This window comes from Actinomyces succiniciruminis (assembly GCF_900002405.1).
Lineage (GTDB): Bacteria > Actinomycetota > Actinomycetes > Actinomycetales > Actinomycetaceae > Actinomyces > Actinomyces succiniciruminis.
The window spans coordinates 42,035-63,933 of sequence record NZ_LK995535.1; the positions used below are offsets into that span (position 1 = coordinate 42,035).

The 21,899-nt window shown below is 69.4% G+C and carries 14 protein-coding genes and 4 tRNA genes; 6 read left to right on the forward strand and 12 right to left on the reverse strand.

All coding sequences use genetic code 11. From position 1 onward, the window contains the following. Nucleotides 1-4: 4 nt before the first annotated feature. Nucleotides 5-1,150 carry an MFS transporter gene (locus BN1056_RS12025; protein ID WP_210581528.1) on the reverse strand — a complete coding sequence of 382 codons (1,146 nt, stop codon included), beginning with the start codon at nt 1,148-1,150 and terminating at the stop codon, nt 5-7. A gap of 225 nt (nt 1,151-1,375) precedes the next feature. Between BN1056_RS12025 and BN1056_RS12030 the strand changes: the two genes are divergently transcribed. Then, nucleotides 1,376-2,218 (forward strand): HAD hydrolase family protein, encoded by an 843-nt coding sequence (locus BN1056_RS12030; protein ID WP_210581530.1) that lies wholly within the window; start codon nt 1,376-1,378, stop codon nt 2,216-2,218. Between the two features lie 21 nt (nt 2,219-2,239). Here the strand turns inward: BN1056_RS12030 and BN1056_RS12035 are convergent. From BN1056_RS12035 to BN1056_RS12045, 3 genes are all read right to left on the reverse strand, one after another. Further along, nucleotides 2,240-2,314, reverse strand: a tRNA-Val gene (locus BN1056_RS12035). Between the two features lies 1 nt (nt 2,315). After that, nucleotides 2,316-2,386 (reverse strand) — tRNA-Cys (locus BN1056_RS12040). 32 nt (nt 2,387-2,418) lie between these two features. Then, nucleotides 2,419-2,491 (reverse strand) — tRNA-Gly (locus BN1056_RS12045). Between the two features lie 154 nt (nt 2,492-2,645). Here BN1056_RS12045 and BN1056_RS12050 point away from each other — a divergent pair. Beyond that, nucleotides 2,646-2,718: transfer RNA gene (locus BN1056_RS12050), tRNA-Val, on the forward strand. Nucleotides 2,719-3,266: 548 nt separating this feature from the next. Here the strand turns inward: BN1056_RS12050 and BN1056_RS12055 are convergent. Beyond that, entirely contained in the window at nt 3,267-4,646 is a 1,380-nt protein-coding gene (locus BN1056_RS12055) for a UTP--glucose-1-phosphate uridylyltransferase (protein WP_210581533.1), read from the reverse strand. 483 nt (nt 4,647-5,129) lie between these two features. Here BN1056_RS12055 and BN1056_RS12060 point away from each other — a divergent pair, with 483 nt between their 5' ends. Next, entirely contained in the window at nt 5,130-7,427 is a 2,298-nt protein-coding gene (locus BN1056_RS12060; protein WP_210581534.1) for a hypothetical protein, read from the forward strand. Here BN1056_RS12060 and pdxT read toward each other — a convergent pair. Further along, nucleotides 7,387-7,950 carry a pyridoxal 5'-phosphate synthase glutaminase subunit PdxT gene (pdxT, locus tag BN1056_RS12065; protein WP_210581537.1) on the reverse strand — a complete coding sequence of 188 codons (564 nt, stop codon included), beginning with the start codon at nt 7,948-7,950 and terminating at the stop codon, nt 7,387-7,389. The two genes, BN1056_RS12060 and pdxT, sit on opposite strands and share 41 nt — an antisense overlap. Next, a complete protein-coding gene (gene pdxS / locus BN1056_RS12070; RefSeq protein WP_210581539.1) occupies nt 7,947-8,876 on the reverse strand; it encodes a pyridoxal 5'-phosphate synthase lyase subunit PdxS in 930 nt (309 codons plus the stop codon). The genes pdxT and pdxS overlap by 4 nt, the downstream gene beginning before the upstream one ends. Nucleotides 8,877-9,018: 142 nt before the next feature. On the opposite strand from pdxS, the gene pdxR reads away from it, so the two are divergent. Next, entirely contained in the window at nt 9,019-10,386 is a 1,368-nt protein-coding gene (gene pdxR, locus BN1056_RS12075) for a MocR-like pyridoxine biosynthesis transcription factor PdxR (protein ID WP_244671693.1), read from the forward strand. Between the two features lie 34 nt (nt 10,387-10,420). Here the strand turns inward: pdxR and uvrA are convergent, their stop codons facing one another. After that, nucleotides 10,421-13,273 (reverse strand): excinuclease ABC subunit UvrA, encoded by a 2,853-nt coding sequence (gene uvrA, locus BN1056_RS12080; protein ID WP_210581543.1) that lies wholly within the window; start codon nt 13,271-13,273, stop codon nt 10,421-10,423. Nucleotides 13,274-13,672: 399 nt separating this feature from the next. On the opposite strand from uvrA, the gene BN1056_RS12085 reads away from it, so the two are divergent. Both BN1056_RS12085 and BN1056_RS12090 read left to right on the forward strand, forming a co-directional pair. Beyond that, nucleotides 13,673-13,957: a YciI family protein gene (locus BN1056_RS12085; RefSeq protein ID WP_210581546.1), complete on the forward strand. Its 285-nt coding sequence runs from the start codon at nt 13,673-13,675 to the stop codon at nt 13,955-13,957. A 46-nt stretch (nt 13,958-14,003) separates the two neighbouring features. Next, nucleotides 14,004-14,951, forward strand: coding sequence for a hypothetical protein (locus BN1056_RS12090; RefSeq protein ID WP_210581548.1), 948 nt, complete (start codon nt 14,004-14,006; stop codon nt 14,949-14,951). A gap of 168 nt (nt 14,952-15,119) precedes the next feature. On the opposite strand, the gene BN1056_RS12095 is transcribed toward BN1056_RS12090, so the two are convergent. The 4 genes from BN1056_RS12095 to coaE all read right to left on the reverse strand — a co-directional run bounded on the left by BN1056_RS12095 (nt 15,120) and on the right by coaE (nt 21,891). Next, nucleotides 15,120-17,633 (reverse strand): HAD-IC family P-type ATPase, encoded by a 2,514-nt coding sequence (locus BN1056_RS12095; RefSeq protein ID WP_210581550.1) that lies wholly within the window; start codon nt 17,631-17,633, stop codon nt 15,120-15,122. 60 nt (nt 17,634-17,693) lie between these two features. Next, nucleotides 17,694-18,761: a TerC family protein gene (locus tag BN1056_RS12100; RefSeq protein ID WP_210581552.1), complete on the reverse strand. Its 1,068-nt coding sequence runs from the start codon at nt 18,759-18,761 to the stop codon at nt 17,694-17,696. 313 nt (nt 18,762-19,074) lie between these two features. Continuing rightward, a complete protein-coding gene (gene uvrB, locus BN1056_RS12105) occupies nt 19,075-21,171 on the reverse strand; it encodes an excinuclease ABC subunit UvrB (RefSeq protein ID WP_073332449.1) in 2,097 nt (698 codons plus the stop codon). A gap of 57 nt (nt 21,172-21,228) precedes the next feature. After that, entirely contained in the window at nt 21,229-21,891 is a 663-nt protein-coding gene (gene coaE / locus BN1056_RS12110; RefSeq protein ID WP_210581555.1) for a dephospho-CoA kinase, read from the reverse strand. Between the last annotated feature and the right edge of the window lie 8 nt (nt 21,892-21,899).

Consider the following 21,899-nt stretch of genomic DNA (forward strand, 5'->3'; position numbering starts at 1 on the left):
GAGATTATGCGCCCGCGTCGCCACCCGCCATCGCGGCCAGGACACCGGCGCAGGCGGCCGTCCCGATTCCCGCCGCAAGCACGCCCCACCCCGGGCCGAGCGAGCCCAGCAGGGCGCCGAGGCCGCTCCCCAGGGGCGCGCCCGCAAACACGATGGAGCGGTACAGGGTGGTGATGCCGTGCAGTCCCGGGCCGCGCGCGGAGCGAAGCAGCGCGCTGGAGGTGCCCGAGTTCCAGCCGCCCAGCCCGATTCCATACAGCCCGGTACAGACGAGCAGCAGCGGAACGAGACGCGTCGTGGACATCGCGATCATCGCCATGCCGCTGAGCGCGCCGGCGAAGGCGGCGATCCGCCAACTGGGCACACGTGCGACGATCGCCAGGTACGCGGCATTGGCCAGCACCACGCCGACCGAGACGATGGAGGAATTCGCGCCGTAGACCTGCGGCGGCATCTGCACAATCTTCAACAGGTACAACGGAATCACCGCGGAGTAGCAGCCGGCGAACACGTTCGAGAGAAAACCACTGATACTGAGCGCCAACGCCAGGCGATTGGCACGCAACAGCCTCCAGGAGGACTCCACTTCCCGCGCGTCGGTCCGTTCCGGGCGCCTCACGCCCGCGATACGCAATGCACATGCGAGCGCGACGACCGCGAAGACGATCGCGGCGAACAGTGGCGATACCCGGGACCAGGCGAACAGCGTGCCGGCCAGCGCCGGCCCCGCGATCCCGCCGAGGCTTTGGCCGGTGGACAGTACGCCGTTGGTCCGCTCAATCGCGGCGGCTCTGGAGCTTTCAACAATCAGGATATTGACCGCGTTGTCGACGAACGGACGGGCGATTCCGAAGCCCGTTGAGAATACCCAGTACACCCAGGTGGCCCGCGCTCCCACCGCCACCGGGATGAGCGCCGCGTACAGGAGAGTATTCGTGAAGATGCCGCACAGTGCAGCGCCTCTGGCACCGTAGCGGTCCGCGACCCGGGCAACGGTGGGCCCCATCAGCACCGTGGGGAGTACCGCCCCGGCTCCGATCAGCGCCGTCGTGATCGCGTTTCCTCCCGCGGAGACCGCCAGCAGCATCAACGCTGTTGCACGCAGGCTGAACTCCAGGCGCGAGATGGTGCCCAGCGCGACGACCGGCACGGCCTGTCTGCTTATGGCGGGGGCGGATGGTTGAGATTCGGGCGGCACGGCGGGAACCCTATCGCCGTATCAACCGACCTCGGTGGTCATTACGACCGACCTCGGCGGTTATTTCTACCGGTCTCGGTGAGTCCTGGCCGGCGGCAGGGACGTCACCTATGCTGTGAGCGCCGCCTCAACCGCGGCAGGCCTCCACCCACGCGTCAAGGCAGCCCAGGAGTTTTCGTGTCTGTTCCACCACCCCCGGCCCGGCGTCCGGATCACCTGCGGGCGGTGGCGGTGGATATGGACGGCACCTTCCTGCGCACCGGCTCCACTTACGACCGGGGCCGCTTCGCACCGCTGCGCCGCCGGATGCGCGAGGCCGGGGTGCGCTTCGTGGTCGCCTCCGGCAATCAGGAGGCGCAGCTGCTCGGCTTCTTCCCGGCCGCGGAGGGCCCGGCTCCCGATGGCGTGGTCTCCGACAACGGGGCGATCGTCCTGGCCGACGGCGTCCGGCTGCTGGAGACGCACGTGCCCATGGACGCGCTGGCGCGGGTGCTGGCGGTGCTCGACGGCGACGCCGGGCTGACCTTCATCGCCTCCGGCCCGGACGGCGCCTACCTGCGCGAGTCGGAGACGCCCGAGATGCGGGAGCTGCTGACCTTCTACCACCCCCGGTACCAGTACGTCGCCCGCACCGCCGACATTAACGGTCACCGCGTGTCCAAGATCGCGCTGGTGGACGAGCACGGCTTCACGCAGACGTTCCTGGACCGGTTGTCCGAGGCGCTGGACGGCGCGATGGTGCCGGTGGTCTCGGGACACGACAGCGTGGACCTGATCGTGCCCGGGCGGCACAAGGCCTCGGGGCTGGGCGTGCTGCTGGACCACTGGGGCCTGGTGCCGGGGCAGGTGGCGGCCTTCGGGGACTCCGGGAACGATGCGGAGATGCTGGCTCGCGCGGGCTACGGGATTGCGATGGCCAACGCCTCTGCCGCCGCCCGTGACGCCGCCGACTTCATCGCGCCCGCCAATGATGACGACGGCGTGCTGCAAGTACTGGAGGGCTGGTTCCCGGCGGACTGAGCACGGGAAGAGCGAAGGCGATGGTGGGCGATACTGGGATCGAACCAGTGACCTCTTCCGTGTCAGGGAAGCGCGCTCCCGCTGCGCCAATCGCCCGAGGTGGGTACCGGATTCGAACCGGTGTAAACGGCTTTGCAGGCCGGTGCCTAACCTCTCGGCCAACCCACCAATGAGAGGCTGGGAGGACCCCCGCTCCTCGGAGCGGATGACGGGACTCGAACCCGCGACCCTCACCTTGGCAAGGTGATGCTCTACCAACTGAGCCACATCCGCATGTTCAACGCCTTGGGGCCCATGCGTTCCCCTGAGCGCTGCTGAACCATACCATCCAGCCGGGGCCGGGTGGCAAATGCACGGGCGGTGATCCACCTCACCGGTCCTCCGTTTGCCGCGGGGGCCCCGGTCCCGCTAGTGTCTGCACCGCACCGGGCGATTGGCTCAGGGGTTAGAGCGCCTCGTTCACACCGAGGAGGTCACTGGTTCGATTCCAGTATCGCCCACCGGAAGCATGTGAGGCCCCGGACCAAGCGGTCCGGGGCCTCACTCGTGTGCAGGCTCAGGAGCTGCGGGTTATCGGCGCGAGTGCGTGCGGTTCGGGGGCGTAGTGAGTTCGTCGGCGCGAATGTGTTGCTCGAGACCGGTGTTGTGGCCTCTGCCGGCTGGTTCGTTCGGCCTGACCTTTGTGTAGGTGGCAGTGTCCGGCGCCGGGGCCGGGGCGGCTTTGCACGCCCCTGGGCGACACTGCACGACCCTGGGCGACACTGCACGACCCTGGTGCACATTCCACGACCCCGGGGTGGTCGTGCAACACACACCAAGGTCGTGGAACGCGGCCCGAGGTCGTGCAAAACGCAGGACCATTCAGGCAGTCCAAGTAGACGCAGGCAGTCCACACGAGTTTGCGTCATAGTCACGAGTCTTGGAGCTTTACAGGGGCAGGGAGCATGCAAAGCTCCAAGACTCGTGTATTTGCGATGGAAACGTGTGTGAAGCACGCACCGGCGCCCATGTGTGCCCGGGGGCCGCCCCTAAGGCGCCGTCGGGCAGCTCAGCCCAGCCGGGCGCCGTCGGCGATCACCCCGGGCGCCCCCGCCTCGGTCACGGTCGCGTCCCCGGTGGCGACGACGTCGGTTCCGAAGGTCCAGTCGCCCCGCACCGTCAGGCTGCGTGCATCGCGGATGGAGGGGACCCCGTGCGGGAAGCGCGCCTCGAAGTCGGCGATCCGCTTGTAGTAGCGCGGATCCAGGTCGACCACGCAGGCCTGCTCGGGCACCTGCTGCAGCAGCCCGTCGGCATCCACCGCATACACGTCCGAACGGACCAGCAGCAGGTCATTGGTGGTCTTGACCGGCAGGAAGCGGCTGCGCGGCACCTCCACGGCGGTGGCGCCGTCGAAGGCCTCCACGGCGGCGCCCATGGCGGTTTCCAGCTGGATGACCGGCGTCGACTCGGGGTCGGCGGGGTCGACCGTCTTGGCGTTGCGGATCAGCGGCAGCCCCAGAATGCCATTGCGCTCGGTCAGCGTGTCCCGCAGCACCTCCAGGTCGAACCAGAGGTTATTGGTGTGGAAGAAGGGGTGGCGGAACTGGTCGGTGAAGTAGTGCATCTCCTCGGGCGGCGTCTGCGCGGTGTCGCGCAGGATGATGCGGCCGTCCGCCTTGCGCACCGCCAGGTGGCCGCCCTTGACGTCGGCGGGGGTGCGCCTGCACAGCTCGGGGGCGTAGGGGGCACCGGAGGCGGCGAACCAGCCGGCGATGCGGGCGCTCGGGGCCGCGCCCAGGTTGTCCGAGTTGGAGGTCATCGCGTACTTGTAGCCGCGTTCCAGCAGCGCGTCCAGCACGCCGGAGGCCACCAGGGCGGTGTAGATGTCGCCGTGGCCGGGCGGGCACCACTCCAGGCTCGGGTCCGCCTCCCACTGCACCGGGGTGAGGTCGTCGGCGCGCAACTTGGGCTCCCGGTTCTGCAGGAAGTCCAGCGGGATCCCCTCCACCTCGATGCCCGGGTGGGCGGCGAGGGCCGCCAGCGTGTCCTCGCGGGTGCGGAAGGAGTCCATGAAGATCAGGGGCAGGGTGACGTCATAGCGGGCGCGGGCGGCCATCACCTGGTCCACCAGCAGGTCCAGGAAGCTCTTGCCGTCGCGCACCGGCAGCAGTGACTTGGCCCGGTCCATGCCCATGGAGGTGCCGAGCCCCCCGTTGAGCTTGATCAGGACGGTCTTGCTCAGTGCCTCGCGGGCCGCGGCGTCGTCGACCTCGACGTCGTCTATCGAGTCGATCTGCGTGAGCGGCTCGATGGTGTCCTCGGGGACGAGCCCGGTGGCTCCCTCCTCAAGGGCGCGGTAGTAGTGGCTGAAAACGTCGATGGCCTGCTCGGCGACGCCGGCGTCGCGCATCTTTGCCTGGGCAGCGGCCAATCCGGTGGTGCTCATGGGAAAAGGGTATCCCACCGCGCCCAAGTCTCCGTATCAAAGTGGCCGCTCGCGCTTGTGGTGGTGGTCGGCCGCCAGGCGAAGGCTGTACGTGGGGACGGAGAGGCAACGGGACGTTCTCACCGGACAAAGGACGTACTCGGGCTGACGAGGTCGTTTTGGCCGCGCAGAGGACGTTCTCGGGACGGCGGGGACGTCGTCGCGGGGCTGCGTCGGGGTCGACGGTTCGTGTGTTCCAGTGACGGTTCGTCACCTAGCAGCAACGGTTCGGCATGAACGACGACGGTACGTACACCTACCCCACGAACCGTCACCGGATGTGCCGAACCGTCGACCGCAACACACGAACCGTCAACCAAAGGGACGAACCGTCAGACGGAGCGCACGAAGCGTCGCGCCCGATCCACCGCCCATCAGCCCACTGCGCCCAAGTCTCCGTATCAAAGTCGTGACAACGCCGCAACCTTGCCGGATCCTTGAATCATGGATTCCCAAGAGCGCGCACGATTCGATGAGGTGATCGCGCGTCTGGACGCCCTGGAGCGTGAGGTCGGACGGTTGGAGGGACAAGTCGCTCGCCTGTCCTCCGGGCCCGCCGTCACGCTGTCCCCCGGGCCCGCCACCCGGCAGCCCGCCCGGGACATGTCCACTACCGCCTACGTTCCCGATCCGTATGCACCCCCACACCAGCAGCCGCCGCAGCCGACGCCGCCGCACTCCCCCGACGCCGGAGCCCGACCCGCCGCCCAAATGCCTCCGGCGCGGGAGGGTAACTTGGGCGCCTATCTGCTGTCCGGCGCGGCGGCGCTGCTGGTGCTGCTGGCCGCGGTGAGCCTCATTGCGCTGGTTTGGGAGCAGATTCCCGACGGCTGGAAGGTCGGCGGGCTCGGACTGATGTCCCTCGCCATGGTCTCCGCGGGCACCACGCTGGCGGAGAATCGGCCCCGCCTGCAGGTGGCGGCGGCCACCGTAACCGGTACGGGTGGGGCCTTGGGCTTCGTAACCATCATTGGCGCGGTCCTGCTCGTGCACCTACAAGCCCCCGTGGCCATGGCGCTGATGGCCGCCTGGGGGTTCGTGCTGATACTGGTGTCCTGGACCGCCGGGCAGTTCTTCACCGCCGTGGTTTCCGCCCTTGGCGCCCTGGTCACGGTTGGTTTCGCGTGGGTGCAGGCCAATGCGCATCCGGGGCGGGCGGCATTGGTGTGGGTGCTCGTGAACGGCTACCTGATCGCCCTCGCAGCGGTGTCCGCGCTGCTGGCGCACTTTGCGCGGCGGATGCGCCATGCCGTCTGGCTGCCCACCACCTCCATGGCGGTGACGGGGACGGCGCTGGTGATCGGGCCGACCGTTCTGCTGCGCGGCGGGTCCCCGACCGGGGTCGCCCTGCTGTGTCTGCCGGCCGTCGTGCTGCTGGTTCAGGCGCATCACTCCGGGCGGCTGCTGTCACGCACGGCCGGGCGCGCCGCGGCCGCTTGGGAATGGGGCGCCGTGGGTGCCGCAATGGTGCTGGCCGTGCTGCACCTGGGACTGGATCCGGTGGCCCCGTCGGCGGCCCGTGCCCTGACCGCCGTGGTGCTCCTGGCGGCTGCGGTCGCCTCCACCGCGGCGCTGCTTGCCGACGGCGGTGCGGCTGCCTGGCCGCGGAACGTGGCCGGGGTGAACCTGGGGGTGATGGTGGGCATCGGTGCCGCCGTCTTCGCCGTGGAGCCCCGCCTGCTACTGCCTGCGGTACTGGCGGTGGGGCTGGCCGGCGCCCCGGTGGTCCGTGTCGGGCAAGCCGCACCGATCCTGATACTGCCGCTGGCGGGCCTGGCGGCCTTCGCGCTCGCCACCCGGGCACATTCAGACAGGGACGCCGTCGGACTCGCACTCGTCGCGGTGGCGACCGGAGTCGGCCTGAGCCTGCTGCTGGAGAGCCGACTCAACCCGGCCCGGAGTCCCGGGCGCACGCAACAGGCACGCGTCGACCTGCTGACCGCGGCCGTCTGGCTGATCGGCGCGGACCTGGTGGTGGTGCTGCCCGCGCTGGTCGCGCGGCTGGTCCCGGGCGGCTCCGCAGCCCCGCTGGTGGGTGGTGTGTGCGCCCTGGCGCTGACGGGTCTGGGGCTGTTCACCCGTGGATGCACTCCACTCGCGCTCGCCTCGGGGACCCACGCCGGCGCCATCGAGGGCGCAAATGGGCCGCGCACGCCGCGAATTCCCGCGACTCCAGTCATCGGCTGGGTGGGGTTCGCGCTGCTGTGCCTGCAGGCGCTCGTCATCCTGGCGCGCGCGGATTCCGCGGGCGACCGGCTGGTGGCGGCACCGCTGGTGGTGCTGGGCCTGGTGCTCGCGGTGGCGGCGGCCCGCCTGTTGCTGCCCTGGCTGCGGCGCGCGGGCGCCGGCACGGCCACCGCCATCTCGCTCAGCGTGGCGCTGTGGTGGTCGGTAATGGTCCTCACCGGTGCGTCGGCGACCTCGTTGCTGGTCACCGGTGTGGTGCTGGCGACCGGCGCAGTGGGCATTGTGCTCGGCTTCCGGGCGCGGGCGGTCGCACTGCGCCACTACGGGCTGACACTAGTGATGCTGGTGGTGGTCAAGCTCGCGGTGCTGGACCTGGCGGACGGGAACTCGCTCACCCAGATCCTGGCACTGCTGGTGGCCGGGCTGGCGTGCTTCTGCCTGTCGTTGGTTTACAACCGTTTCGCGCACGAGCAGGCGAAGCGGAACGCGGCCGGGGCGGTCCCCGCCGGCGGCATCAGTCCAGCAGGTCGCGGTGGATCGTCGTATCCCCGGTGAGCTCGGGGTGGAAGGAGACGCCGATGATCCGCTGCTCTCCCTCCCCCTGCTCGACGCCGACGATCGCCGGCTCGGCCCCATAGCGGCCGCCGCCCTGCCAGGTTGAGCAGACGCGCACGCCGCCGCCCACCCGGGTCACGCGCGGTGCACGGATGAAGGCGGCCACGACGCTCCCGTCCTTCCAGGGCAGGCGGGCGGTGGCGGAGTCCGCCTGAGGGCCGAAGGCGTTGCGCTCGACGTCGACGTCCAGCACCCCCAGCGTCGCCAGGAGGATCACGCCCGCGCAGGTGCCGAGCGTCGGCACCCTGCGGGCGGCATCCCTGATGCCCTCGGTCAGGTCGAAGGCGGTCAGCAGCCGGTGCAGCGTCGTCGACTCCCCGCCTGGCAGCACGAGCGCCTCAATGCCCTCCAGGTCGCCGATCCGGCGCACCGGCCGGGGACGGTGGCCGAGCGCCTCGATCATGCGGGCGTGCTCGGCCACTCCTCCCTGAAGCGCCAGGACGCCGACGACGCGCCCGCTCACCAGCCGCGCTCCGCCAGCCGGTGCGGCGCGGGCAGGTCGGCCACGTTGATGCCCACCATCGCCTCGCCCAGCCCCCGGGACACCTCCGCGATCACGGCCGGGTCGTCGTAGGCGGCGGTGGCCCGGACGATCGCGGCCGCGCGGGCGGCGGGGTCGCCGGACTTGAATATGCCGGAGCCGACGAAGACGCCGTCGGCACCTAACTGCATCATCATGGCCGCATCGGCGGGGGTGGCGATCCCGCCGGCGGTGAACAGCACCACCGGCAGGTCCCCGCTGCGGGCTACCTCGGCCACCAGGTCGTAGGGAGCAGCCAGCTCCTTGGCGGCAACGTAGAGCTCGTCCTCACGCAGGCCGCGCAGGCGGGCGATCTCCTCCTTGATGGTGCGGATGTGACGGGTCGCCTCGGACACGTCCCCGGTGCCGGCCTCACCCTTGGAGCGGATCATGGCGGCGCCCTCGGCGATGCGCCGCAGGGCCTCACCCAGGTTCGTGGCACCGCAGACGAAGGGCACGGTGAAGCGCTGCTTGTCGATGTGGTGGGCGTAGTCCGCCGGCGACAGGACCTCGGACTCGTCGATGTAGTCCACGCCGAGGTGCTGTAGGACCTGCGCCTCGACGAAGTGGCCGATGCGGGCCTTGGCCATCACGGGGATGGAGACGGCGTCGATGATGGCGGAGATCAGGTCGGGGTCGGACATGCGGGCCACGCCGCCCTGGGCGCGGATATCGGCGGGGACGCGCTCAAGTGCCATGACGGCGACGGCGCCGGCGTCCTCGGCGATGCGCGCCTGCTCCGGGGTAACCACATCCATGATCACGCCGCCCTTGAGCATGTCGGCCAGGCCCCGTTTGACCAGGGGCGAGCCGGTGCCCGCGGGAATGGCAGCGGAATCGGGGACGGCGGGAGTTGCGCGTGTGCTCATGGCGCCATGCTCGCGACACCGGTGGGCCATTGTCTGGTCCACAATGGGGACAATTCTCTGGACCACCGGCTAGCCTGTGTCGGAGATGGCGGCGGTTTGCGCAGCCGACGCGCTCGGTTCAACAGGTATGGGAGGCGGTCGGGTGATCATCGACCACGGGCAGCCACTCCCCCAGCAGGTCGTGGTGGACATCCGCGGCCGCGTGGCGCGCGGCGAGCTCGCACCTGGGGACCCGCTCCCCGCCACCCGACTGCTCGCACGGGAGCTCGGCATTTCGCGTGGGAGCGTCGTGACCGCCTACGAGCAGCTCGTGGCCGAGGGCTTTCTCACCGCCACGCACGGTGGCACCCGCGTCAACCCGGAGCTGCCCCGGCCGTTGCCGCAACGGCGTGCACGCCCCGCCGGCGCGCCTGCGGACTCTCAACCCACCGAGCTGAGGCCGGGGGCACCGGTCACCGGGGTACTCACCACCGGCCTGTGGCGCTCCGCCTGGCGGGCCGCCGCCGCGGATCCGCGACCGCACCCCGCCTCCGGCTCCGCCGAGCTGCGCGAGCTCCTGGCCACCCATATTCGGCGCACCCGCCAGGTCGACGTCGATCCGGAACGCATTCTGGTGACGGCGGGGGCGCGCGATGGCCTGCGGCTGGCCCTGGCCGCGCTGGGCGGCCGCGGGAGCGCCTCAGGCACGGGGACGCTGGCGGTCGAGGAGCCCGGCTACCCCTCACTCACCGGCATTCCCCGGGCGCTGGGCTGGCGCACGGTCCCGGTCGACACCGCCGCCTTCCGGGAGGCTCCCACATCGCCGGCACTTCCCGCCGGGGCGCAGGCGGTGCTGGTCACGCCGAATCACCAGTTCCCGTGGGGCGAGCGCATGCCCGCCGGGCAGCGCCTGTCCCTGTTGGGGGCGGCGCGCCGGGCAGAGGCGATGATCATTGAGGATGACTACGACGCCGAGCTGCGCAGCGCGCCCGCACCCCTGCTGTCCCTGGACCCCGGCGAGCGGGTCATCATGCTCGGCTCCTTTGCGAAGACCCTGAGCCCCGCCGTCGGCCTGGGCTACCTGGTGGCGCCCGCGCCGCTGCTGGAGCGGATGCGCCCGCTGTGCGTGCCCGTGTCCGGGATCGTGCAGGACGCGATGACCCGCTTCCTCGCCCAGGACGGCCTGCGCCGGCACGTGGCCCGGGCGCGTCGGATCGAGCGGCAGCGGCGGGCGCTGTTCACCGAGGTGTTCCCGGAGGGCGTACCCATGGAGGGTGGGCTCCACGCCGTCGTCCTGCTGGCGCCGCAGGCGGATGAGGCGGGCGCCGTGGCCGCGTGTCACCGCGCGGGTTTGGGAGTCGCCGGAATGTCCGCGTACTGGGCCTCACCGGGAGCGGCAGCCGGCCCGGGCGTGGTGCTCGGCCTGGGCGCGCGCACGCCCGAGCGCCTGCGGGAGCTGCTGATACGGCTGCGGGAGGCGCTCGCCCCCTACGGTCCTAGGCCCCGGCCGGAGCGCGCCGCCCGGGACTAGCGGAACCGGTCCGCAGCCCCGGCGGCGGAGCCGGTCAGCTCGCCGCCCGGCGCTGCTCGAGCAGCTCCTTGAGGTAGTGGCCGGTCCAGGAGCCCTCGACCTCGGCGACCTGCTCGGGGGTGCCGGTGGCAACCACGGTGCCGCCGTTCTTGCCTCCCTCGGGGCCCATGTCGATGATCCAGTCGGCGTTGGCGATGACATCCAGGTTGTGCTCGATCACCACCACGGAGTTGCCCTTGTCCACCAGTCCCTGCAGTACCGCCAGGAGCTTGCGGATGTCCTCGAAGTGCAGGCCGGTGGTGGGCTCGTCCAGCACGTAGATGGTGCGGCCGGTGGAGCGGCGCTGCAGCTCGGTGGCGAGCTTGACGCGCTGGGCCTCACCGCCGGACAGGGTGGTGGCGGCCTGCCCCAGGCGCACGTAGCCGAGTCCCACCTCCACCAGCGTGTTCAGGTGGCGGGCGATGATGGGGGTGGCGGCGAAGAAGTCGGCGGCCTGGCTGATGGTCATGTCCAGGACGTCGGCGACCGTGGCGTCCTTGTAACGGATCTCCAGCGTCTCCCGGTTGTAGCGGGCGCCGCCGCACACCTCGCAGGGCACGTACACGTCCGGCAGGAAGTTCATCTCGATCTTGAGGGTGCCGTCGCCCTTGCAGGCCTCGCAGCGTCCGCCCTTGACGTTGAAGGAGAACCGACCGGGGCCGTAGCCGCGCATCTTCGACTCCGGCACCTGCGCGAAGATCTTGCGGATGTGGTCCCACACGCCCGTGTAGGTGGCCGGGTTGGAGCGCGGCGTGCGGCCGATGGGCGACTGGTCCACGTGCACGACCTTGTCCAGGTTGTCCAGGCCGCGCACGGTCTTGTGCCGCCCGGGCACGCCCCGGGCGTGGTTAAGCCGGTTTGCGAGCACCTGGTAGAGGATCGAATTGACCAGGGAGGACTTCCCGGAGCCGGACACGCCGGTGACGGCCGTGAACACGCCCAGCGGGAAGGTGACGGTGACGTCCCTGAGGTTGTTCTCCCGGGCGCCGACGACGGTGACCGCCTTCCCCTTGACGGGCTTGCGGCGGCTGGCGGGCACCTCGATGGCGCGGCGGCCCGCCAGGTAGTCGCCGGTGACGGAGCCGCGGGCCTGAAGCAGGCCGGCGACCTCGCCGGCGTAGACGACCTGGCCGCCCTTCTCCCCCGCCCCGGGGCCGATGTCCACCACGTAGTCGGCCGAGCGGATGGTCTCCTCGTCGTGCTCCACAACGATCAGGGTGTTGCCCAGGTCCCGCAGGCGCTCCAGGGTGTCGATGAGGCGGGTGTTGTCCCGCTGGTGCAGGCCGATGCTGGGCTCGTCCAGCACGTACAGGACGCCGACCAGCCCGGAGCCGATCTGGGTGGCCAGGCGGATGCGCTGCGCCTCGCCCCCGGACAGGGTGGCGGCGCCGCGGGACAGGCTCAGGTAGTCCAGGCCGACGTCGACGAGGAAGCCCAGGCGGGCGGCGATCTCGCTGAGGACGCTGCCGGCGATCTGCGCGGCCTGGCCGGTCAGCTCCAGCCCGGCCAGGAAGTCACGGCACTCGCTGATGGACAGGTCGCACAGCTGGGCGATGGACTTATCGCCCACGCGCACCGCCAGCACCTCCGGCTTGAGCCGGGTGCCGTTGCAGACGGGACAGGGGACCTCCCGCATGTACCCCTCGTAGCGCTCCTTGGACCATTCGGACTCGGTCTCGTCGTGCTTGCGCATGACGTAGTTGAGGGCGCCCTCGAAGCCGGTGGAGTAGATGCGCTCCCGGCCCCAGCGGTTGCGGTAGCGGACCTTGATCTCGAAGTCCTTGCCGCGCAGGATCGCGTCCTTGGCGCGCTCGGGCAGCGCGCGCCAAGGGGTATCGACGTCGAAGGACAGTTCCTCGCCCAGCGCCTTGAGCTGGCGGGTGAAGTACTTCTGGTGGCTGGCCCAGGGGGCGACTGCGCCCTCGGCCAGGGTGAGTTCCTCATCGGGGACGACGAGCTCGGGGTCGACCTCCAGTCGGCTGCCGATGCCGGTGCAGGCGGGGCAGGCGCCGTAGGGGGCGTTGAAGGAGAAGGTGCGCGGCTCCATCTCGTCCAGTTGGAGCGGGTGCTCGTTGGGGCAGGCGCGCTTCTCGGAGTAGCGGCGAGTGCGGCCGGGGTCGTCCTCGGGCAGATCCACCAGGTCGATGATGACCAGGCCGTCGGCGAGCTCCAGGGCGGTCTCCACCGAGTCGGTCAGCCGCTGGCGGATGCCCTCGCGCACCACCAGCCGGTCGACGACCACCTCGATGTTGTGCTTGAGCTTCTTGTTCAGGGCGGGCACCTCCCCCAGGCGGTGGGTGGCGCCGTCGACGCGGACGCGGGAGAAGCCGCGGCCCTGCAGCTCGGTGAACAGTTCGGTGTACTCGCCCTTGCGGCCGCGGATGACGGGGGCGAGCACCTGGAAGCGGGTGCCGTCCTCCATCTCGCGGATGTGGTCGACGATCTGCTGAGGGGTCTGGGAGGAGATGACGGCGTCGCAGACGGGGCAGTGCTGGATGCCGGCGCGCGCATACAGCAGGCGCAGGTAGTCGTAGACCTCGGTGACGGTGCCGACCGTGGAGCGGGGGTTGCGGGAGGTGGACTTCTGGTCGATGGACACCGCCGGGGACAGCCCCTCGATGAAGTCGACGTCGGGCTTGTCCATCTGGCCGAGGAACTGGCGGGCGTAGGAGGACAGCGACTCCACGTAGCGGCGCTGCCCCTCGGCGAAGATCGTGTCGAAGGCGAGGGAGGACTTGCCCGAGCCGGACAGGCCGGTGAAGACGATCATCTTGTCCCGCGGGAGGTCGATGCCGATGCCCTGCAGGTTGTGCTCGCGGGCGCCACGGATGATGAGGGAGTCGTTCACGGGGTCAGAGTGTAGGGCCAAGGCCCCGCTTTCGTACACCCGTTCGACTGCGTGAGGCGAAGCGGTGGACCCACGTTTGCCGGGCGCCAGCGCCACCACCCTCATAGACCCCTCCGGCGCGGCGTCAACGGCCCGCCGGCGCCCCTGACCGCCCGTACACGTCTCAACGGTCCCTCGCCCGGCACCGCCGCGGAGGCTCCCGAGCCGCCGCTCCCGCCTCTTCCTGGGCGGCGGGCAGACGTTTTACGACCTTGGGGTACGTTTTACGACCCCGGGGTGGTCGTAAAACGTACCCCAAGGTCGTGAACTGCGACAGATCACCGCGATAGGTCTCCCCCACGGGCACGGACAAGACCGGATCGCCCACCACGGCCGCGACCCGATGGCTAGGCTGACCGCATGAGCAAGATCTTCACCGTCGAGTACCACTACGTCACCGACCAGGACGAGGCCATGGCCGAGGTCCGCCCCACCCACCGCGCCTTCAACGCCGCGCTGGCCGAGCAGGACCGGCTGCTCGCCGCCGGCCCCTACGTGGGCACGCACGATGCGCTCATCGTGGTGCGCGCCGACGACGCCGCTGGCGCCCTGGCCCTGCTGGAGGAGGACCCCTTCAACCAGGCGGGCTTCATAGCCGAGCGCATCGCACGCGAGTACAATCCTGTTATTGGTCGACTAGCATAAGTCTTAACATAACGCATTACACAAAACCAACTCAAAGGACCCTGACATGAACAACTCAATAGACCGAACCGCGACACCCGAAGCTAGAATCAGCCTCCTTAACTCACTAGGCACAAGTGGCATAGGTGAGAACAGAGACCTATTCAAGCACGAAATCGAATTTCAAAGAATAATAACAAACTCTAATACTTCCATCTTCAGGCCACTTCAACTGTCCTGCGATACTCTGACAGAGTTTCCAAACCTTCAGGTTGCATACATAATCGACGCATTTGATCTACTCCCCACTCGGCCTGATCTCGCGTTTGATTCAATGTGGAAGGCGCTAGAAGCAGGTATCCACGACGACAATAACACTAACGACCCTAACATGGTCGTCGAACTAAACAAACTCGCAGACACACTCCCGACAGAAACAAGTCAACTACTATGGAAATCGACGCCCGGATTAGCGAAAGTAAAACTCATGCGACGCATCATGGAGCCCAAGGCGGAAGCCCCAACAGGATCCTGGGACAATGGCAAGCTCTTTACCTGGCAAAAGGACCCAAAGCGGAAAGCCCTAATCTCCGATATTCAAAAAGAGCTCACTCGAATGGAACAAGAACTGTCAACAAAAGCCATCAGTAAAACCGAGATACGGCGACAGCTCGGCATGTTTCTCGCCAATACCATGCTTCAAGGGAAGCTTAGTACGCCCACGGCAGATAAACCAATTCCCGGTAACCTCAGCAGCGTTATATTACTGCTGTTTTTGTACGGAATGCGGAACGACCGCACTCACGCAAACAGCACGCCCGCTTTTCTTAAACAGAACGCAGTCCTTCGCGACTACGCCTACCATTACTACTGCGTGGTCGCTGTATATGCGATTCTCATGACCGTTCGAGCAACAAAACTCAACGGCCCAAATCTCACATCCGGCAACGTCAGAAAGAATGCAGCCGAGAACCTCCGTATCGCAGAAGCCCTCTTTGGTGACGCCTGGCAATAGGCGACATAGGTCGCCGTTTCTAGCGGCAATCTGCACATTCTTCTCCGGCAAGAGTATACGGCCGACCACTTACAAGCATACGAGCGTGAACCCTATTACTCAGCCATCAGAATCAGGGCCGCACGCAATGAAAGAATCGCCCATACCCTGGTGTAACCGTTTCTTCGATCACTCATTCGCGTCCCTGCACGAATAATTCACCAGGCCCCGGGCCTGCAGGTACGCGACCAGGCGCGGGCGCGCCAGGTACACCGCCTCAATGCCGGCCACGGCGGCAGCGGACACGATCAGCACGACCCACCAGGTGCCCGCCGCGGGCCAGGCCAGCAGGAAGAAGTCACGCACCGCGGGCACGAACACACCCAGCACCGCGATCCCGGCCATCGCCGCCACCAGGCCGAGCCGCCAGCCCAGCAGCGGCCGGGCCGTCAAGGTGAGCAGCCACAGTCCGGCGCAGACCAGCACCAGGGTGGCGCCGGTAGTCACCTGCGCCTGCTCCGCCCCGGAGGCCACCAGCCAGGTGCGGGCCGCCAGCGTGGCGCAGCCGGCCACCAGCCCGGCCGGCACCGCCAGGGTCAGCACCCGCCCCAGGAAGCCCGCCCGGTAGCGGCGGGAGTTGGGCGCCAGCGCGAGGATGAAGGCGGGGATGCCGATGGTCAGGGACGACACGATGGTCAGCTGCCGCGGCAGGAACGGGTAGGCGATGGCGGTCAGGGACACCACCACGGCGATCAGCGAGGCGTAGACCGTCTTGGCCAGGAACAGGGAGGCGATGCGCTCGGTGTTGGCCATGACCCGCCGCCCCTGCGCCACCACGCCCGGCAGGGCGGAGAACTCCCCCTTCAGCAGCACCAGGCGGGCGACCGCCTTGGTGGCGGGCGCCCCGTTGCCCATGGCGATGCCCAGGTCGGCGTCTTTCAGAGCCAGGGCGTCGTTGACGCCGTCGCCGGTCATGGCCACCACCCGGCCCCGCGACTTGAGCGCCCGCACGAAGGCGCGCTTCTGCTCGGGAGTCACCCGCCCCAGCACGCTCGCACCCTCCAGGGCGTCGGCCAGGCGCTCGGCCTCCGGGCCGTCCGGGTCCGGCTCCTGCGACAGGGTGCGGGCGTCGACGGCGACCGGCGCCCCGCCGTCCGGGCCGGTTACGCCCGCCCGACGGGCGACGGCGGCCACGGTGTCCGGGTTGTCCCCGGAGATCACCTTCACCTCCACGCCCTGCTGCCGGAAGTAGTCGAGGGTCCGGGCGGCGTCGGGGCGGATCTCCTCGGCCAGCACCGCCAGCGCCGCCGGCTCCAGTCCGCCGGGCAGCAGGTGGTCCTCGGCGTCCTCGCCGCAGGGCTCGCTCGCGCGCGCCAGCGCCACCACCCGGGCGCCGTCGGCGGCGCGCTCACGCGCCCGCGCCAGCACGACGTCGGCCCCCGGGGCGGAAGCCAGGATGATCTCGGGGGCGCCGAGCACCCAGGTGACGGCGTCGTAGCGGACCGCCGACCACTTGCGCCGTGAGGAGAAGGGTACGGCCGCCTCCACCGTGCGGGCTCGGGCCGCGGCGGCCCGCTCCCCCAGGTACCGCTCCTCGGCCAGGCCGCGGGCAATGGCGACGGCGGTGGCGTTGGGATCCTCGCCGTCGCTGAGGGCGGCCAGGGCCTCCAGGACCCCCCGGCCCGGGGCGCCGCCGTCGGGGGCGGTGACCTCCTCCAGGCGGATGGATCCGGTGGTGATGGTGCCGGTCTTGTCCAGGCACAGGGTGTCCACGCGGGCCAGTACCTCGACCGCGGGCAGCTCCTGCACCAGCACGTTGCGGCGGGCCAGGGCCAGGGAGGCCGTGGCGAAGTTGACGGAGGTGAGCAGCACCAGTCCCTGCGGCACCATGCCGACCACGCCCGCGATGCCCGCCACCAGTGCCGCCTGCCACTGCCCGGAGGTGAGCGCCTGCGCCACGCCGCCGTTCTGCCGCAACTGCGACCAGAACAGCAGCAGGGCGACGGGCACGATCACCCAGGAGATCCAGCGCAGCACCCGGTTGGTGCCCTCCTGCAGTTCGGAGGTGACCACCGAGTAGCGGCGCGCCTCCCGGGCCAGCCGGTGGGCGTAGGCGTCGGCGCCGACCGCCGTCGTCCGCACCAGAGCCGTGCCGGCGGTGACGGTGGTACCGGACATGACCCGGTCCCCCGGACCGGGACGGACGGAGGCGGACTCGCCGGTGAGAATGGACTCGTCCAGCTCCAGGTTGTCACTGGCCAGTACAATGGCGTCCGCGGGCACCTGCTCGCCGCTGCGCAGCCGCAGCACGTCGTCGAGCACCACCTCCGCCACCTCCACGTCCTGCTCGACGCCGTCACGCAGAACATGCGCGCGGGGGGCATCCAGCACCGACAGGCGGTCCAGGGCCCGCTTGGCGCGCACCTCCGCAATGGTGCCGGTGGCCGTGTTCAGCAGCAGCACGAAGCCGAACAGGGCGTCCTTCCAGGAGCCGAACAGGAGGATCAGCACCAGGGCCGTGCCCAGGATCGCGTTGAACACCGTGAAGACATTGGCGCGCAGGATCGCGACGGCCGAACGCGAGGTCGTGTCCCGGTAGGCGTTGGTCTGCCCCGCCGCTACGCGCTGGGCGACCTCCCGGCTCGTCAGCCCGGTCGTATCCGCGGCCTCTGCGGGCACGGTAGCGGTGGATGTCGGGTTCACGGGGTCAGCATGTACTTTCCAGCCCGGAAATACCTGAGAAGCTCTCAGCGTGTCCGCGGCTCAGGCACCGGACTGTGCCGTGACGGCGCCCTCGGATTCGCCGATGGCGTTGCTGCTGCCCGCGGCCTCCCGTGCGGCCCGGCGGGCCCGGTGCCGGGAGACGAGCACGGAGGCGGCCACGGTGATCAGGATGACCACCACGATGAAGCCGAGCGAGGCGCCGATGTCCGGCTCGGGGACGACCTCCCAGGGCTCGCCACCGTTGATGAAGGGCACCTCGTTGGTGTGCAGGGCGTGGTTGACCAGCTTGAAGCCGATGAAGGCCAGGATGGCGGCCAGTCCGTAGTGCAGGAAGATCAGCCGGTCCAGCAGCCCGTCGATCAGGAAGTACAGCTGCCGCAGGCCCAGCAGGGAGAAGGCGTTCGCGGCGAAGACCAGGTAGGGCTCCTTGGTCAGCGAGTAGATCGCCGGAATGGAGTCGACGGCGAACATGACGTCGGCGGTGCCGATGGCGATCACGCACAGCAGCATGGGGGTGATCATGGTGCGTCCGGCGTGGCGGTGAATGAGCTTGCCGCCGACGAATCCGTCGGTCATGGGCACGACCTTCGCCACCATGCGCACAAAGCCGGTGGGGTGGTACTCCTCATCCTGGTGCGCGTCGGGCTCCTCCAGGCCCTCACGGGCCTGGGAGAAGGCGGTCCACAGCAGCCAGGCGCCGAACAGGTAGAAGATCCAGGAGAAGTTCTCAATCAGCGCGGCACCGGCCATGATGAAGGCGAAGCGCAGCACCAGGGAGATGATGATGCCGGCCAGCAGCACCTCCTGCTGGTACTTCCGGGGCACCCGGAAGGCGGAGATCATGATGACGAACACGAAGAGGTTGTCGATGCTCAGCGCCTTCTCGGTGATGTACCCGGCGAAGTACTCCTGGCCGTAAGTGCCGCCCCAAATCGCCCAGACGATCCCGCCGAAGACGACGGCCATGGCGATATAGCCGATCGACCACTGGGCCGCCTCTTTGAGCGTGGGCTCGTGCGGGGTGCGGACGTGACCGACGATGTCGATCGTGATCATCGTGATGATGATGGCGGCCAGGGCGAGCCAGCCGAGGGCGTGGACATCCACTGCATGTACCTCCGGTACGGTGCTGGTACCGGAGGTCTCCCCCCGCCAGGGGCGCGACTGCGTGCCGCGCCTGCTGGCCTGCGACGCCGGGGGCCGGGGCTGCCGCGGTGCGGTTGCCGTCCGGTCCGCCGTGATGACGACGTCGCCGTTGCTGGGAGTACTCCCCTCCGTATGGGCTTATGGGCCGAGTCTATCGCCGCGGGGTGCCGGACCCGCCACCCCCGCGCGGCCGGAAACGGTGTGTGTTTGCCGACGTCGACGACGCCGCGACCCGCTGCGCAGCACGCCCGGGCGCGGCGGACGCACCGCCGCATCAGGCGGTGGCCCGCATGTCCCGCAGCTCCTTCTTCAGATCCTGGATCTCGTCGCGCAGGCGGGCGGCCAACTCGAAGTGCAGATCCTCCGCGGCGGCGTGCATCTGGTCGGTCAGCTCCTGGATCAGCCCCGCCAGGTCGGACTGGGCCGTCCCGGCGAGCTTCTCGCGCACGGTCGCCTCGGCCGCCTGCTTGCGGCGGGAGACGACCTGCTTCTCCTCGTGTCCGCGGTAGCCGCCGGCCAGCAGCTCGGCGGTGTCCACGTCCTCGCGGGCGAGCATGTCGGTGACGTCGGCGATCTTCTTGCGCAGCGGCTGCGGGTCGATGCCGTGCTCGGCGTTGTAGGCCAGCTGCTTGGTGCGGCGCCGCTCGGTCTCCTCAATGGCCTCCGTCATGGCGGGGGTGACCTGGTCGGCGTACATGTGCACCTCACCGGAGACGTTGCGGGCGGCCCGCCCGATCGTCTGAATCAGGGAGGTGGAGGAGCGCAGGAAGCCCTCCTTGTCGGCGTCGAGGATCGCCACCAGGGAGACCTCCGGCAGGTCCAGGCCCTCGCGCAGCAGGTTGATGCCGACCAGCACGTCGAACTCCCCCAGCCGCAGCGAGCGGAGGATCTCCACGCGGCGCAGCGTGTCGACGTCGGAGTGCAGGTACTCCACGCGCACGCCCCGGTCGGCGAGGTATGTGGTCAGGTCCTCGGCCATGCGCTTGGTCAGGGTGGTGACCAGGACGCGCTCGTGCTTCTCGACGCGACGGCGCACCTCCTCGAGCAGGTCGTCGATCTGCCCCTCGGTGGGCTTGACCACGATCTTGGGGTCCACCAGCCCGGTGGGGCGGATGATCTGCTCCACCACGCCGTCGGCGCGCTGGAGTTCATACGGGCCGGGGGTGGCGGACAGGTAGACGGTCTGCCCGACCCGGTCCTCGAACTCGGCGAAGGTCAGGGGCCGGTTGTCCAGGGCGGAGGGCAGCCGGAAGCCGTGCTCCACCAGGGTGCGCTTACGCGAGGCGTCGCCCTCGTGCATGGCGCCGATCTGGGGGACGGTCACGTGGGACTCGTCGATCACCAGCAGGAAGTCCTCGGGGAAGTAGTCCAGCAGCGTGTTGGGGGGCGTGCCCGGGGAGCGGCCGTCGATGTGCATCGAGTAGTTCTCCACGCCGGAGCAGGTGCCGATCTGGCGGAGCATCTCCAGGTCATAGGTGGTGCGCATGCGCAGGCGCTGCGCCTCCAGCAGCTTGCCGTCGCGCTCCAGCACCGCCAGGCGGTCGGCCAGTTCCTCCTCGATGCCGGCGATGGCCCGCTCCATGCGTTCGGGCCCGGCCACGTAGTGGGAGGCAGGGAACACGTAGACCTCGTCCACCCGGTCAATGACCTCGCCGGTGACCGGGTGCAGAGTGGCCAGGGCGTCGATCTCGTCGCCGAAGAACTCGACTCTGATGGCCAGCTCCTCATACATGGGGATGATCTCCACCGTGTCCCCGCGCACGCGGAAGGTACCGCGGGTGAAGTCGATGTCGTTGCGCGTGTACTGCATGGTGACGAAGCGGCGCAGCAGCTCGTCGCGGTCAATCTGCTCCCCCACGCGCAGGGGCGTCATGCGGTCGACGTACTCCTGGGGGGTGCCCAGGCCGTAGATGCAGGACACGGAGGAGACCACCACCACGTCCCGGCGGGTGAGCAGGGAGTTGGTGGCGGAGTGCCGCAGCCGCTCAACCTCGTCGTTGATGGAGGAGTCCTTCTCGATGAAGGTGTCCGTCTGGGGGACGTAGGCCTCCGGCTGGTAGTAGTCGTAGTAGGAGACGAAGTACTCCACCGCATTGTTCGGCAGCAGTTCGCGGAACTCGGCGGCCATCTGGGCGGCGAGGGTCTTGTTGGGCTCCAGGATGAGGGTGGGGCGCTGCACCTGCTCCACCAGCCACGCCGTGGTGGCCGACTTGCCGGTGCCGGTGGCACCCAGCAGCACGATGTCCTTCTCCCCCGCGTTCAGCCGCTCGGTGAGCTCGGCGATGGCGGTGGGCTGGTCGCCCGACGGGGTGTATGGGCTGATGACCTCGAAGCGCTTCTGGGCGCGCTGCAGGTCGGTGACAGGACGCATGGCCCAAGGCTACGCGGCGCAGAACATGACCGTGAGGGCGCGGGGCACTACGGGCCGCTAGTCCGCTGCGGGCGCAAGCCGACCGATCCACAACGCATCGACCGCGTCGGCCAGCTGCCCCCGGGTGCCGGAGTTCGACAGTACGACGTCGGCGACGGCGCGGCGCTCGGCGTCGGAGGCCTGGACCGCGATCCGGGCCAGGGCCTGCTCACGGCTCAGGCCGCGCTGCATGAGTCGAGCCAGCCGGGTCTCCAGCTCGGCCTCCACCACGACGACGACGTCGAACAGGTCCTGCATCTGCTCCTCCACCAGGAGGGGCACGTCGTAGACGGCCACCTGCCCGGCAGGGACCGCTTCCAACCGAGCCCACGCCTGCTCGGCGATGCGTGGCAGCAGAATCTCCTCCAGCCGGGCGCGCCGCACCGGGTCTGCAAAGACGATCCGCCCCAGCGCGGCCCGGTCCAGGGCGCCGTCGGAGGCCAGAAGCTGTCGGCCGAATTCGGCGGCGATCTCGGCCAGCCCCTGGGTGCCGGGCGCGACCACTTCCCGTGAGACGGCGTCGGCGTCCACAACCACTGCGCCGTGCTCGGCCAGCAGCCGGGCGACCTCCGACTTGCCCGCGCCGATGCCACCGGTGAGCCCGACGTACAGGGCGCGGCCTTCGGGGCTGTGCGCGGGCAGGCGGCGCGGGCGGTGGGCGGCGTGCGAGGCGTTAGTCATGGCACCAT